Raw genomic sequence first — 14,047 nt, 5'->3', positions numbered from 1 at the left:
ATGCAACTGACGATTCAACACTTCATCGCCCTGCTGCCGCTGCTGGTCACCAGCATCACCGTCGTCGTGGTGATGCTGGCCATCGCCTGGAAGCGCAACCACTCGATGACCTTCGGCCTGTCCGTGGTCGGCCTCAACCTGGCGCTGCTGTCGATCATCCCGGCCCTGGGCGTGACGCCGCTGGAAGTCACCCCGCTGCTGCTGATCGACACCTACGCCTGCTACTACATGGCACTGGTGCTCGCCGCCACGCTGGCCTGCATCACCCTGATCCACGCGTACCTGGGCGGCGATTCGGGCAAGGGTTATCCGGGCAACCGCGAAGAGCTGTACCTGCTGATGCTGCTGTCCGCCACCGGCGGCCTGGTCCTGGTCAGCGCGCAACACCTGGCCGGCCTGTTCATCGGCCTGGAACTGCTCTCGGTGCCGACCTACGGCATGATCGCTTACGCCTTCTTCAACAAGCGCTCGCTGGAAGCCGGCATCAAGTACATGGTCCTGTCGGCCGCCGGCTCGGCGTTCCTGCTGTTCGGCATGGCCCTGCTCTACGCCGAATCCGGCAGCCTCAGCTTCGCTGGTATCGGCGCCAAGCTGGCGGCGGATGGCCTGCCCAGCCTGATCGCCCAGATCGGCATGGGCATGATGCTGATCGGCCTGGCCTTCAAGCTGTCGCTGGTACCGTTCCACCTGTGGACGCCGGACGTCTACGAAGGCGCGCCGGCACCGGTCGCCGCCTTCCTCGCCACCGCCAGCAAGGTCGCGGTGTTCGCCGTGTTGCTGCGCCTGTACCAGGTTTCCCCAGTTGCCGCTGGCGGCTGGCTGAACGAGCTGCTGACGCTGATCGCCATTGCCTCGATCCTCTTCGGCAACCTGTTGGCCCTGCTGCAGAACAACCTCAAGCGCCTGCTCGGCTACTCCTCCATCGCCCACTTCGGCTACCTGCTGGTGGCGCTGATCGCCAGCAAGGGCCTGGCCGTGGAAGCAATTGGCGTGTACCTGGCCACCTACGTGCTGACCAGCCTGGGCGCGTTCGGCGTGATCACCCTGATGTCCACGCCCTACAGCGGCCGCGACGCCGACGCCCTGTACGAGTACCGCGGCCTGTTCTGGCGCCGTCCGTACCTGACCGCCGTGCTCACCGTGATGATGCTGTCGCTGGCGGGCATCCCGCTGACCGCCGGTTTCATCGGCAAGTTCTACGTGGTCGCCGCCGGCGTGCAGGCGCAGCAGTGGTGGCTGCTCGGCGCGCTGGTCCTGGGTAGCGCCATCGGCGTGTTCTATTACCTGCGCGTGATGGTCACCCTGTTCATGGTCGAGCCGAACCTGCGCCGCCACGATGCGGACATGCACTGGGCGCAACACGCTGGCGGCATCATGCTGCTGCTCGTCGCCCTGCTCACCTTCGGGCTGGGCGTGTACCCGCAACCGCTACTGGAGCTGGTGCAGCACGCCGGTCTTGTGCCCCTCGCGCCCTGAGCACCCAGGCAAACAAAAAACCCGGCACATGCCGGGTTTTTTCTGCCTGCGAAAACGCTACGGCAGACGCACGGTGCGCTTGCTACTGCTGTAGAGATCCCAGCAGGCGATAAACAATGCGGCGATCAGCGGCCCGATGACGAAGCCGTTGAGGCCGAACAGGGTCAGGCCACCGAGGGTGGAGATGAGGATCAGGTAGTCCGGCATGCGCGTGTCCTTGCCCACCAGCAACGGGCGCAGGATGTTGTCGACCAGGCCGATCACCAGCACGCCGAACAGCACCAGCACCACGCCCTGGACCATCTGCCCGCTGAGCAGCAGGTACAGCGCGACCGGCACCCAGACGATGCCGCAGCCCACGGCCGGCAGCAGCGACAGGAAGGCCATCAGCACCCCCCAGATCAGCGGGCTGGGAATACCGAGAATCCAGAAGATCACCCCGCCCAGCGCACCCTGCACCGCGGCGACAACGATGTTGCCCTTCACCGTGGCGCGCACCACGCGGGTGAACTTGATCTGCAGGCGGCGCTTCTGCGTATCCACCAGCGGGATCGCCGTGCGCACGGTGCGCACCAGCTCCGGGCCGTCACGCAGGAAGAAATACAGCAGGTAGAGCATCAGGAAAAAGCCGATGACGAACTGGAACGTGTCCTGGCCGATGGAGAACGCCTTGGTCGCGAGGAACTGACTGCCGGCCAGCGCACCTTTGGCGATACGATCACGAACCGCATCGAAATCGCCCAGGCCAAAGCGGTCGAGCTGGGTCTGCACGCTGCCGGGCAGCATGGCCTTGGTTTGTTCGACATAGGCGCCGACATCCAGCTCACCGGACTCGATGCGCTGGTAGATCACCGTGCCTTCGCTGACCAGCATGCTGGTGATGGCGATCACCGGGAGGATCGCCACCGTCAGGCAGATCAGCAGCGTGATCAGCGCCGACAGGTTGCCACGCCCACCGATGCGCAGCGCCAGGCGCCGCTGCAGCGGGCCGAAGATCACCGCCAGCACCACCGCCCAGAACACCGCACCGTAGAACGGCAGCAGAATCCAGCCGAAGGCCAGGGTGACGATGACCAGCAGCAGGAGAAAGGTTTTCTGTTCGATACGGTCTGACGACATGGCAGGGGCGAACCTCAGAGACTGTTTCTGTTTAGTCCGCCGCTGGTCGGGCAAGTGCCAGTCATTTGCAGCCGGTCTTGCGGGCATGAAAAAAGGCGCCGCAGCGCCTCGTTTCACCACATCACGGTCAGATGCGGAACTGCCGCACCAGCGAGCTCAGGCGCTCGCCCAGAGCCGCCAGGCTGCGCGCGGTCTGCGCTCCGTGCTGGGTTTCATCGGCCACGCTGTCCACCGCCACGGCGATCTGGTGCACGCTGCGGTTGATCTCCTCGGCCACCGCGGTCTGCTCCTCGGCGGCGCTGGCGATCTGCGCGTTCATGGCGTTGATGGTGCCGATCAGCTGGGCGATGGCATCCAGTGACGAACCGGCCTGGTTGGCCTGCTCGCTGGTGATGTCACCGGCATCGCTGGAGCGGCGCATCGACGTCACCGCCTCCTGGGTGCCCTGTTGCAGGCGGTCGATCATGCCCTGGATTTCCTGGGTGCTCTGCTGCGTGCGGCTGGCCAGCGCACGCACCTCGTCGGCGACCACGGCAAAGCCTCGCCCGGCCTCGCCGGCGCGCGCCGCCTCGATGGCCGCGTTGAGCGCGAGCAGGTTGGTCTGTTCGGCGATGGAGCGAATCACGCCGAGCACGCTGACAATCGACTGCACGTCCTGCTGCAGGCTGTCGAGCGACTGCCCGCTGCTGCGGATGTCGCCGACCAGGGCATGGATGCGCGTGATGCTGCCATCCACCACCTTCTTCGCCGCCTGGCCTTCCTGATCGGTCTGCTGCGCCGCTTCGGCCGCGCCCTGGGCACTCTTGGCCACCTCATGGGCGGCGGCGGACATCTCGTTGATCGCCGTCGCCACCTGGTCGGTTTCGTGACGCTGGCGATCCATCGCCTGTTCCGAGCGCTGCGCCTGGGACGACACCTCGGCCACCAGGCCGGTGAGCTGGCCGGTCATGTCGACGATCTGCCGCACCAGGCCGTGGATCTTCTCGACGAACTGGTTGAACGATCCGGCCAACTGGCCCAGCTCGTCATTGCTGTTCACTGGCAGGCGTCGGGTCAGGTCACCTTCACCGGCGGCGATGTCGTCGAGGTTGTCCTTGATCTGCTGCAACGGCTTGAGGAAAGCATTGGCCAGGGCCAGGCCAGCGATACCGAAGATCACCAGAAGGATCACCGCGATCACCAGCACGCTGCTGAGGATGGTGCTGATGCGCTCGTCGATGGCCAGTTGCACCTTGGCCACCTCGGCCTCGACGCCATCCAGGTTGATCGCGGTACCGAGCGCCATGTCCCATTTGCTCAGGTAATAGCTGTACGCCAGCTTGGGCACCATGACCTTCTCGTTGGTCGGCAGCGGCGAGCTGTATTGCACGTAGTAGCTGCTGTCCTTGGCCACCCGCACCAGTTCGCGGTTGACGTAGACGCCGTTGGGGTCCTTGCGATCGGAGAGGTTCTTGCCCACGTCAACCGGGCTGTCGCCGCGGAACAGGCGCACCACGTTGGAGTCATGGCCGAAGAAGTAGCCATCCTTGCCGTACTTGATCTTCGACAGGATGGCAATGGCCTGCTCGCGGCTGGCGGTGTCGCCTGGTGCCGCCTGGTCATAGAGCGCCTGCACCGAGCCCAGGGCGATCTGCATGTAGTTCTGCAGCTCCTTGTGGCTTTCCTCCATCAGGCGGTCGCGGGTTTCCTTGACCTCGCCCTCGGCGAGGTCGAGCAGAATCTTGGCAGCAGCGCCACTAAGAACCAGGGCGAAGAGGATCACCGGCACCAGGGCCAGCAGCAGTACTTTTGTTTTTAGTGTGAGGCGCATGCGCTCATCCTCGATAAATTGCCGGCCCAAACGAAAACGGGGTTACCGCTATGTCGGCAACCCCGTTCGCAACTGAAGCCCGACGTGCGTTAAAGCACCATAGCCGCCACCCAGCCGAATACCAGCAACGGCAGGTTGTAGTGCAGGAAGGTCGGCACCACGGTGTCCCAGATGTGGTCGTGCTGACCGTCGGCATTGAGGCCGGCGGTCGGCCCCAGGGTCGAATCCGATACCGGCGAGCCGGCATCGCCCAGGGCGCCGGCGGTGCCAACGATGCAGACGATGGCCAGCGGGCTGAAGCCGAGCTGCGCACACAGCGGCACGAAGATCGCCGCCACGATCGGCACGCTGGAGAAGGACGAGCCGATGCCGGTGGTCAGCAACAGGCCGATCAGCAGCATCATCAGCGCGCCGATGGCCTGGCTGTGGCCGATCCATTGGGTGGCCGACCCGACCAGGGCGTCGATCTCGCCGGTGGCGCGCATGACTTCGGCGAAACCGTCGGCGGCGATCATGATGAAGCCCATCATGGCCATCATCTTCATGCCCTCGGTGAACAGGTCGTCCGACTCGCGCCAGCGCACCACGCCGGACACCGAGAAGATCACGAAGCCGACCAGCGCGCCGATGATCATCGAGTCCAGCCACAGCTGCACGGCGAACGCCACCGCTACCGCCACGCCAGCCACCAACAGGCTGTAGGGGTTGTACTGCACGGCAACCTTTTCCACCTGCTCGATGCGCTCGATGTCGTAGCTGCGCTTGCGCCGGTAGCTGATGAACACCGCGAACAGCAGGCCACAGAGCATGCCCAGCGCCGGCAGAAGCATGGCCTGGGTGACATTGACGCCGGAGACATCGGCGCCGCCCTTGCTCACGCTGGCGAGCAGGATCTCGTTGAGGTAGATGTTGCCGAAGCCGACCGGCAGGAAGATATACGGGGTGATCAGGCCGAAGGTGATCACGCAGGCGATCAGCCGGCGATCCATCTGCAGGCGCGCCATCACATAGAGCAGCGGCGGTACCAGCAGCGGGATAAAGGCGATGTGGATCGGCAGGACGTTTTGCGAGCAGATCGACACCACCAGCAGCAGGCCGATCAGCAGCCAGCCCACGAGGCTGCCGCCCTTCTCCTGCTGACGCCCGACGAGGTTCAACGCCTTGTCGGCCAGGGCATGGGCCAGACCGGACTTGGAAATCGCCACGGCGAACGCGCCGAGCAGCGCGTAGGACAGCGCCACGGTGGCACCATTGCCGAGCCCCTTGTTGAACGCCGCCAGGCTGGCCTGGATATCGAGGCCGCCGATCAGGCCGCCCGCCAGTGCGCCGGCAATCAGGGCGATGACCACGTGCACGCGACACAGGCTGAGGACCAGCATGATGCCGACAGCGGCAACAACTGCGTTCATGGGAAGCTCCAGAGGGATAAAGAGCAGGCAGGCGCCTGGAAAAAAAGCGCAAAACTTTGCCCGATTGGTCAGCTTCTGTCAAAAACAACTTTGTGCAGAATACTGAGCAAAACGTGCATAATTCTTGCCTTGAAATTCCCCAGCTTCCTTGAACATCAAGTAGCCCGTCTAGATCGGGGTCTGTGGCGCTTCAACTTATGGCGCGGCGCACCGATACAGCGCTAGTAGTCTGACTTTAAAGGACCTCCCCATGCTGCCCCGTCTGTCCATTCAATGGAAAATCACGCTACTGGCGGGGCTCTGCCTGCTGGCCATCGTCACCCTTCTGGTAGGGGCGTCGCTGTACCAGTCCAAGCACAGCGCCGAGCTGGTGAAGTCGTCCAGCTCGAAGATGCTCGAGGAGTCGGCGCGTGAACGCATGGCTGCACTCGGCCAGCTACAGGGCATCCGCATCCAGCGCTATTTCATGGACGCCTACCAGTACGGCAAGGGCTTTTCGCGCCAGGTACTGTTCCTCAAGGAACAGGCCGAGAAGCGCTTTCTCGACGCCTATGACCTGCGCGAAGACCTCACCCGCCAGGTGCGTACCGCGCTCGATGCCAACCCGGATCTGCTCGGCCTGTATGTGGTCTTCGAGGCCAATGCCCTGGATGGCAAGGATGAACTGTTCGTCGACCAGGCCGAGCTGGGCAGCAATGACAAGGGCCGCTTCTCCCTCTACTGGTCGCAGAGTACGCCAGGCAAGCTCGAAGCCGAGGCGATGAACGAGGAACTGCTCAACGACACCAGCACCGGCCCCAGCGGCAGCCCCTACAACGCCTGGTACACCTGTCCGCTGGCCAGCCAGAAGAGCTGCGTGCTCGACCCCTACTTCGACGAGATCAATGGCAAGCAGGTGCTGATGACCAGCATCGCCTTCCCGCTGATTCTCGATGGCAAGGTGGTCGGCGTGCTCGGCGTCGACATCAGCCTGGAAAGCCTGCAGGAACTCAGCGAGCAGGCGCACAAGGACCTGTATGGCGGCCAGGGTGAAGTCAGCATCATCAGTCCGGCACCGCTGCTCGCCGGCCACAGCCGTGACGCCGGCCTGCTCGGCAAACCGCTGAAAGCGGCCTTCCCCAACCAGGGCGACGAAATCGCCGCCGCCATGGGCCAGGGCCAGTCGCAGTTCTTCGAGCGTGCCGAGCACCTGCGCGTGCTCGAGCCGCTGCTGCCGATCCCCGGCGCCAAGCCCTGGGGCGTGCTGCTCGAAGTTCCCCGCGCCGCCCTGCTCGCACCAGCCGTGCAGCTGGAAGGCCAGCTCGACCAGCAGCGCACCCGTGACACCAGCCTGTCGCTGCTTCTCGCCCTGGTCGCCATCGTCCTCGGCGCCGGCCTGATGTGGCTCACCGCGCGCGGCGTGACCCGGCCGATCCTCGACGTCGCCGCCATGCTGCAGAACATCGCTAGCGGCGAAGGCGACCTGACCCGGCGCCTGGAATACGCGCGCGACGACGAACTGGGCACCCTTGCCGGCTGGTTCAACCGCTTCCTCGACAAGCTGCAACCGGTGATCGCCGACGTCAAACACAGCGTGCAGGACGCCCGCCACACTGCTGACCAATCGGCCGTGATCGCCAGCCAGACCAGCTCGGGGATGCAGCAGCAATTCCGCGAGATCGACCAGGTCGCCACCGCGTCCCAGGAAATGAGCGCCACCGCCCACGATGTCGCCAGCAGCGCCGCCCAGGCTGCAACCGCCGCCCGCGGCGCGGACCAAGCCACCCGCGACGGCCTGGCGGTGATCGACCGCACCACCCTGTCCATCGAGCAGCTTGCCGCCGAGCTGAACGACGCCATGGGCAAAGTGGAGAAACTGGCCAGCAGCAGCGAGAAGATCGGCTCGGTGCTGGAGGTGATCCGCGCCATTGCCGAACAGACCAACCTGCTCGCCCTCAACGCCGCCATCGAGGCCGCCCGTGCTGGCGAAGCCGGACGAGGCTTCGCCGTGGTCGCCGATGAGGTGCGCAACCTGGCCAAGCGTACCCAGGATTCGGTGGAGGAAATCCGCCAGGTCATCGAAGGCCTGCAGAGCGGCACCCGTGAAGTGGTCAGCTCCATGCACAGCAGCCACCAGCAGGCCCAGGGCAGCGTCACCCAGGTCGAGCAGGCGGTCACCGCGCTGCGGCGCATCGGCGATGCGGTCACGGTGATCAGCGACATGAACCTGCAGATCGCCAGCGCGGCCGAGGAGCAGAGTGCGGTCGCCGAAGAGATCACGCGTAACGTCGCCGGCATCCGCGATGTCACCGAGGCGCTTTCCGGCCAGGCCGAGGAGTCCGCCCAGGTCAGCCAGGCATTGAACAGCCTGGCCAACCACCAGCAGGGGCTGATGGACCAGTTCCGCGTCTGATCAGTCACGGGCGCCGGTCTGGCGGTCGCTGGCGTGAATGGCCGGCATGGCTGACGCGCATGCCCTTGCCGCACCGTTGAGCGCTCGCTAGCCTGCCGTCACTTTTCCAGAGAGACATACCGCATGTTGAACATTGCCCTCGTCGCCGGCTCCAGCCGCCGCAACAGCCAGTCGGCCAAGGTCGCCGGCTTCCTCCGCCAGCGCCTGATCGAACTCGGCCTCACCAGCACCGAACTGAGCAGCGTGCTCGACCTGGGCGAACGGCCGCTGCCACTGTGGCCAGCTGACGACAACGGCCCGTGGAACGAGTACCAGCAGCAGCTGCAGGCCGCCGATGCGGTGGTGATCATCGCCCCCGAGTGGAACGGTATGGCCGGTCCGGCGATCAAGAACTTCTTCCTCTATGCCGGCAAGGCCGAGCTGGCCCACAAACCCGGCCTGCTGGTGGGTGTGTCATCGGGTATCGGCGGCGCCTACCCGATCAGCGAACTGCGGGCGTCCGGCTACAAGAACTGCCGCCTCTGCTACCTTCCCGAGCACCTGATCGTGCGCCACGTCGAGAAGGTGCTGAATGGCAGCGATGTGACCAGCGATGACGATCAGCGCCTGCGCAACCGCATAGATTTCGCCCTGGATATCTTCGCCAAGTACGGCGAAGCACTGAAGCCGGTGCGTGCCGCCATCGACATCGACCAGCCGGCTTTCGCCACCGGCATGTAAATGAAAAAGCCCGGTATCAACCGGGCTTTTTTCTGCGCGTGTGCCATGCATCCGCGTTGAAGCAAGAAGGCTACGGGCTCAGGCAACGCCACGCTGCGGCAGGCGAATCGCCACCTGCAAGCCGCCGAGTTCGCTCTCCGTCAGCTTCAACTCGCCGCCCCAGGCTTCAACGATATCGCGCACGATGCCCAGCCCCAGGCCATGGCCGTCGACCTGCTCATCCAGGCGCACTCCGCGCTCGAGCACCTCATCGCGCCGTGCCTCGCTGATGCCGGGGCCATCGTCCTCGACATCGATCCGATAGCCCTGCCCGTCCAGTGAAAACCGCAGGCGCACCAGACTGTCGGCCCACTTGCAGGCGTTATCCAACAGGTTGCCGAGCAGCTCGAGCATGTCCTCGCGGTCCCACGGCAGACGCAGGCCGGATGGTGCCTGCCAGTCCATGTCCAGACCGGACGCGTGGATCATCTGCAGGGTACTGAGCAGGCCCGGCACTTCGGTATCGCAGTCGAAGTGCGCGCCGGGCAGCACATCGCCCGCCAAACGTGCACGGCCGAGCTCACGCGCCAGGCGTTGCTCGATCTGTTGCAACTGCTCACGCAGGCTACTCTGCAACTCCGGTTGCGCCGCCAGGGCTTCACGATTGGACAGGCTGACCAGCACCGCCAGTGGTGTTTTCAGCGCGTGACCAAGGTTACCGAGGGCGTTGCGCGAGCGGCGCAGGGTGTCCTCGGTGTGGGCCAGCAGGCGGTTGACCTGCCCCACCAGCGGCTCCAGTTCTACTGGCACCTGATCATCCAGCTCGCTGCGCTGGCCTCGCTGCAACTGGGCGATCTGCCGGCGCACCCGCTCCAGCGGACGCAACGCCGCGTGCACGGTGTAACGCTGGGCCAGCAGGATCAGCACCAGGGCGCCGATGCCGAGCGCCAGACCAATCCACTGGATCTGCCGAAAGCTCTGCAGAATCGGCGTGTAATCGCGCGCCACGGTGATGGAGAAACGCTCGCCGTAGCGGGTGAAGTCTTCGCGGTAGATCAGGAGCATCTGATTACGCGGCCCGTCGCCCAGCCCCTCCTGCAGGCCGACGGCCGTTGGCTGCTGCAGCTCGCGGTCCCACAGCGAGCGCGAGCGCCAGACCTTGCCAGCGAAATCGATGCGAAAGTACAGGCCGGCGAACGGCCGCTGGTAGGTCGCGCTCAGGCGCTGTTCATCCAGCTGCAGGCCCTGCGGCCCGCGCACGATCGCCACCAGCAGCGAGCGCGCCTCATCATGCAGGCCGGCCTCCAGATAGCTGCGCAAGCTCTTGTCGAACAGCCACAGGCAGGTCTGCGCCAGGGCCAGGCCGACGATCAGAAGAACGCCGATCAGCCCCAGGCTGAGACGCCGCTGGATCGAGGTCACACGGCCGCTCCGGTGAAGCGATAGCCCTGGCCGCGACGAGTCTCGATCACCTCGCGACCGAGCTTGCCGCGCAGCCGGTTGACGTGAACCTCGAGCACGTTGGAGTCGCGCTCGGTTTCGCCGTCATACAGGTGCTCGGCCAGGTGACTCTTCGACAACAGTTGGCCGGGGTGCAGCATGAAATAACGCAGCAGGCGGAACTCCGCAGCGGTCAACTCCACTTCCTGTCCGGCACGAGTCACGCACTGGCGTCCCTCGTCCAACTGCAGGCCGGCGGCTTCCAGCTGCGGCTGGTTGGCCAGGCCGTGGGCACGACGCAGCAGCGCCTGGATACGTAAGGCCAACTCCTCCGGATGAAAGGGCTTGGTCAGGTAATCGTCGGCCCCGGCCTTCAGGCCATCAATGCGCTCGGCCCAGCAGTCGCGCGCGGTGAGGATCAGCACCGGCGTGGCCAACGCCCCGGCGCGCCATTCGCGCAAGACCTCGAGCCCCGGCTTGCCGGGCAGACCGAGGTCGAGAATGATCAGGTCATAGGGCTCGCTGGCTCCCTGGTAAACCGCATCGCGGCCATCGGCCAACCAGTCAACGGCATATCCCTGACGGCCAAGATCGGCGAGCAGTTCATCCGCCAGTGGTACGTGATCCTCTACGAGCAACAGACGCATCAGTCCTCCACTTCGTCCTTAAGAATGCGGCCATCACGGGCATCCAGTTCCAGCTCGCGGACCACGCCGTCGCTGGTCAGCAACTCGACCTCATAGACGAAGACGTCGTCCTCTTCTTCCAGTTCCGCCTCAAGCAGCGTAGCCCCGGGGTAACGCCCCAGAGCTGGCTGCATCAGCTGCTCGAGGGGCATGATCACGCCTTCGCGGCGCAAGCGTAGCGCCTCGTCCTGGTCCAGATCGCGGGCCTGCGCCTCAAGCGCAAGCACCCCGAGAACCAGCACGACGATACCGATGTAACGCGCGACGAACTTCATCAGTCATCCCGGTGGTCTTTCAGCACCTGGCCGCTGGTGGCGTCGAGCTCGACGTCCCACTGCACGCCCTGGGCATCACGCAGCTCGACCTGATAGATGTAGCGACCGTGCTGCTCTTCGAGTTCGGTGTCTTCGACAGTGGCGCCCGGGTGCTTGGCGATAGCGGCGGCGTTGAGCTTCTCGAACGATTGCACGGTGCCGGCATCGCGCAGCTTCAGCGCTTCGTCCGGGCCCAGATCACGCGCCTGGGCGACGCCGACAGCGGCAGTCATGGCAAGGATGGAAAATACGGCAGTCAACTTATTCATGGTGGTCTCTCCTTGAGGCAGCGGGTATGTGCTGTGTACGGTGCCCAAGATACTGCTACGGACTTAACTGAAACTGAATTTGCCTGAACGGCCCTCGCCACCATCTGCACAGCGGCAGATGCGTCATTCATCCGTTGAACCCGCTTGGCCTGAAAACTCAGCACACTATAATCGCTGGCTTGCCTTATGGAGACCAGCATGACCGCCATCCACATCAAGTCCCCGGCCCTGACTCTGCGCGCGGGTAAACGCGCGCTGGCGCGGATTCGTGAACAGGGTCTGCGCCCTGAAGATGTCGGCGTTCTGCCTGGTGCCGCTGGCGGCCCCAAGGGGCTGGGCATCCAGGGACTGGATCTCGCACTCTTTGGCGACTGGCTACCTCGCGCACCGCGTGTGCGCACGTTGATCGGCGCGTCGATCGGCTCCTGGCGCTTCGCCAGTGCCTGCCTGCCCGATGCACGCGCTGGGATTCGTCGGCTTGGTGAGCTATATACTAGCCAGCGCTTCGCCAAAGGCGTAAGCATGGCGGAAGTTTCGCGTAGCTGCGTGACCCTGCTCGATGAGCTGCTCGACGGTCAGGACGCCGCCGTTCTCGACAATCCGCTGTACCGCCTGAACATCGTCGTGGTGCGCAGTCATGGCCTGCTGCAGCATGATCGTAAGGGCGCACTCGGCTTTGGCCTGTCCTCCGTGATCGGCAACAACCTGCTCAGCCGCAGCCGCCTGAGTCGACACTTCGACCGCGTGATCCTGCACGACGCGCGCCTGGCGCCACCGCTCGGCGAGCTGAAGGATTTCCTCTCGCACTTCCACACGCTGGACACCCTCAACCTGCGCCATGCGCTATTGGCGTCCGGCTCGATCCCGATGGTCATGGAGGCTATTCGCGAGATTCCTGGCCTGACGCCCGGCGCCTACCGTGATGGCGGCCTGCTGGATTACCACCTGGACCTGCCCTACAACAGCGATGGCATTGTGCTCTACCCACACTTCACCGATCGGGTGATCCCTGGCTGGTTCGACAAGGGACTACCCTGGCGACGCGGCGACAGCGAACGTCTGCAGGATGTGCTGCTGATCTCGCCATCCAAGCAGTACCTGGCCGGTCTTCCCCATGGAAAGCTGCCGGATCGCAGCGACTTCAAGCGCTATCTGGGCAACGACAGTGGGCGCGAACGTTACTGGCGCACAGCCATGGACGAAAGCGTCCGCCTCGGTGACGAGTTCCTCGAACTGACAGAAACGGGCCGTCTGGGCGATAGGCTGCAAGCACTCTGAACAACCCAGCAGACACGGAATGGTTTGCCTTATGAAATCTCAGCACTACCTTCGCCCGCTCTGCGCAAGCGCCCTGCTGATCACGTCGATCACCAGCGTCGCATTGCCAAATGCAAGTCAGCAGGAAATCGACGCACTCTTGCGATTTGTCGAAGACAGCGGCTGCACCTTCATTCGCAATAGCACGGAACACGACTCAAGGGACGCCAAAGCTCACTTGCAGAAGAAGCTCGACTACTTGAAGCGGAAGGAGCTCGTCGACTCGACGGAAGACTTCATTACCCGGGCTGCAACAGAAAGCAGTTTCAGTGGTACAGCTTACGAAGTCGACTGCAACGGGCACAAACTGCGCTCGGCCGACTGGCTGAATCAGGAGCTGCAACGGCTTCGACAGGACTGACGGGCGAGGCTTGCAGCAGGCATAGCTGGTAAACTTCTCGGCCGCTGTAATCGACCTTCAGAGCGCTATACATCTTGGAACTGTTCAAAGAATTCATCTTCGAATCCGCACACCGACTCCCCCACGTTCCGGAGGGCCACAAATGCGGTCGCCTTCACGGCCACTCGTTCCGGATTGCCATCTACATCGAGGGCGAAGTGGACCCGCATACCGGCTGGATTCGAGACTTTTCCGAGATCAAGGCGATTTTCAAACCGGTCTATGACCAGCTCGACCACAATTACCTGAACGACATTCCCGGCCTGGAAAACCCAACCAGCGAAAACCTGGCGAAATGGCTCTGGCAACGGGTGAAACCGCTACTGCCAGAACTCTCCCGTGTCCGAATTCACGAAACCTGCACCAGTGGCTGCGAATACCGCGGCGATTGATCGGATAGCTCCTGGCACAAACAGAAAAGCCACCTGCGGGTGGCTTTTTTATGAACGAGATATCACTAGGTCATAGGAGAACACACTTTGTTGGGATGCTCTTCAGCCAAGACGATAGTTGCCCGGCGTAAATATCGTGCACGAGCAGGTCAACGAGTAGACCAACAAGCCCGCTGCGCTGCAAGCGCACCTGAACGCTTAGGTTACAAAGGTGCGAGTAAGGTTCAGCGTGCTGGTAGGCTCGATTGCCTGTTGAGATTTTCCATCGCCCAAAGCCAAACCCCCAACCCGATTTCTCGGATTGGGGGTTTGGGGATAGGAGCT

General features: G+C 63.8%; 13 protein-coding genes and 1 pseudogene. 7 read left to right on the top strand and 7 right to left on the bottom strand.

What is annotated here, in order from left to right:
* The gene (gene nuoN / locus IB229_RS12625) at positions 1-1,476 is read left to right on the top strand and encodes an NADH-quinone oxidoreductase subunit NuoN (protein WP_192329434.1); all 1,476 of its coding nucleotides are present in this window, start codon (positions 1-3) and stop codon (positions 1,474-1,476) included.
* A gap of 57 nt (positions 1,477-1,533) precedes the next feature.
* Here nuoN and IB229_RS12620 read toward each other — a convergent pair whose 3' ends face one another.
* The 3 genes from IB229_RS12620 to IB229_RS12610 form a co-directional block, all read right to left on the bottom strand.
* Positions 1,534-2,595 (bottom strand): AI-2E family transporter, encoded by a 1,062-nt coding sequence (locus IB229_RS12620; RefSeq protein WP_192329432.1) that lies wholly within the window; start codon positions 2,593-2,595, stop codon positions 1,534-1,536.
* Between the two features lie 127 nt (positions 2,596-2,722).
* The gene (locus IB229_RS12615) at positions 2,723-4,405 is read right to left on the bottom strand and encodes a methyl-accepting chemotaxis protein (RefSeq protein WP_192329430.1); all 1,683 of its coding nucleotides are present in this window, start codon (positions 4,403-4,405) and stop codon (positions 2,723-2,725) included.
* An 89-nt stretch (positions 4,406-4,494) separates the two neighbouring features.
* Positions 4,495-5,814 carry a Na+/H+ antiporter family protein gene (locus IB229_RS12610; RefSeq protein WP_192329428.1) on the bottom strand — a complete coding sequence of 440 codons (1,320 nt, stop codon included), beginning with the start codon at positions 5,812-5,814 and terminating at the stop codon, positions 4,495-4,497.
* 250 nt (positions 5,815-6,064) lie between these two features.
* On the opposite strand from IB229_RS12610, the pseudogene IB229_RS22295 reads away from it, so the two are divergent.
* The 3 genes and pseudogenes from IB229_RS22295 to IB229_RS12600 all read left to right on the top strand — a co-directional run.
* Positions 6,065-7,348: pseudogene (locus tag IB229_RS22295) on the top strand (HAMP domain-containing protein); the annotation flags it as partial.
* 102 nt (positions 7,349-7,450) lie between these two features.
* Positions 7,451-8,206, top strand: a complete 756-nt coding sequence (locus tag IB229_RS22290; RefSeq protein WP_412547801.1) for a methyl-accepting chemotaxis protein — start codon at positions 7,451-7,453, stop codon at positions 8,204-8,206.
* Between the two features lie 123 nt (positions 8,207-8,329).
* Positions 8,330-8,926, top strand: coding sequence for an NADPH-dependent FMN reductase (locus IB229_RS12600; RefSeq protein WP_192329424.1), 597 nt, complete (start codon positions 8,330-8,332; stop codon positions 8,924-8,926).
* 78 nt (positions 8,927-9,004) lie between these two features.
* Here the strand turns inward: IB229_RS12600 and IB229_RS12595 are convergent, their stop codons facing one another.
* The 4 genes from IB229_RS12595 to IB229_RS12580 are packed head-to-tail and all read right to left on the bottom strand — an operon-like array spanning position 9,005 to position 11,614.
* Positions 9,005-10,327, bottom strand: coding sequence for an ATP-binding protein (locus tag IB229_RS12595; RefSeq protein ID WP_192329422.1), 1,323 nt, complete (start codon positions 10,325-10,327; stop codon positions 9,005-9,007).
* Positions 10,324-10,992 (bottom strand): response regulator transcription factor, encoded by a 669-nt coding sequence (locus tag IB229_RS12590; protein WP_192329420.1) that lies wholly within the window; start codon positions 10,990-10,992, stop codon positions 10,324-10,326. Before IB229_RS12590 ends, IB229_RS12595 begins: the two co-directional genes overlap by 4 nt.
* Entirely contained in the window at positions 10,992-11,306 is a 315-nt protein-coding gene (locus tag IB229_RS12585) for a PepSY domain-containing protein (protein ID WP_192329418.1), read from the bottom strand. Before IB229_RS12585 ends, IB229_RS12590 begins: the two co-directional genes overlap by 1 nt.
* Entirely contained in the window at positions 11,306-11,614 is a 309-nt protein-coding gene (locus tag IB229_RS12580; protein ID WP_192329416.1) for a PepSY domain-containing protein, read from the bottom strand. The genes IB229_RS12585 and IB229_RS12580 overlap by 1 nt, the downstream gene beginning before the upstream one ends.
* 198 nt (positions 11,615-11,812) lie before the next feature.
* Here IB229_RS12580 and IB229_RS12575 point away from each other — a divergent pair, with 198 nt between their 5' ends.
* From IB229_RS12575 to queD, 3 genes are all read left to right on the top strand, one after another.
* Complete coding sequence (locus IB229_RS12575) at positions 11,813-12,892, top strand: patatin-like phospholipase family protein (RefSeq protein WP_192329415.1); 1,080 nt, start codon at positions 11,813-11,815, stop codon at positions 12,890-12,892.
* Between the two features lie 31 nt (positions 12,893-12,923).
* Positions 12,924-13,292 (top strand): DUF5329 domain-containing protein, encoded by a 369-nt coding sequence (locus IB229_RS12570; protein WP_225579140.1) that lies wholly within the window; start codon positions 12,924-12,926, stop codon positions 13,290-13,292.
* A 74-nt stretch (positions 13,293-13,366) separates the two neighbouring features.
* A complete protein-coding gene (gene queD, locus IB229_RS12565) occupies positions 13,367-13,723 on the top strand; it encodes a 6-carboxytetrahydropterin synthase QueD (RefSeq protein ID WP_192329411.1) in 357 nt (118 codons plus the stop codon).
* The last annotated feature ends 324 nt before the right edge of the window (positions 13,724-14,047 follow it).

Origin of the sequence: Pseudomonas sp. PDM14, assembly GCF_014851905.1 — a bacterium.
Lineage (GTDB): Bacteria > Pseudomonadota > Gammaproteobacteria > Pseudomonadales > Pseudomonadaceae > Aquipseudomonas.
This window is presented reverse-complemented; position numbering and strand designations above follow the sequence as displayed.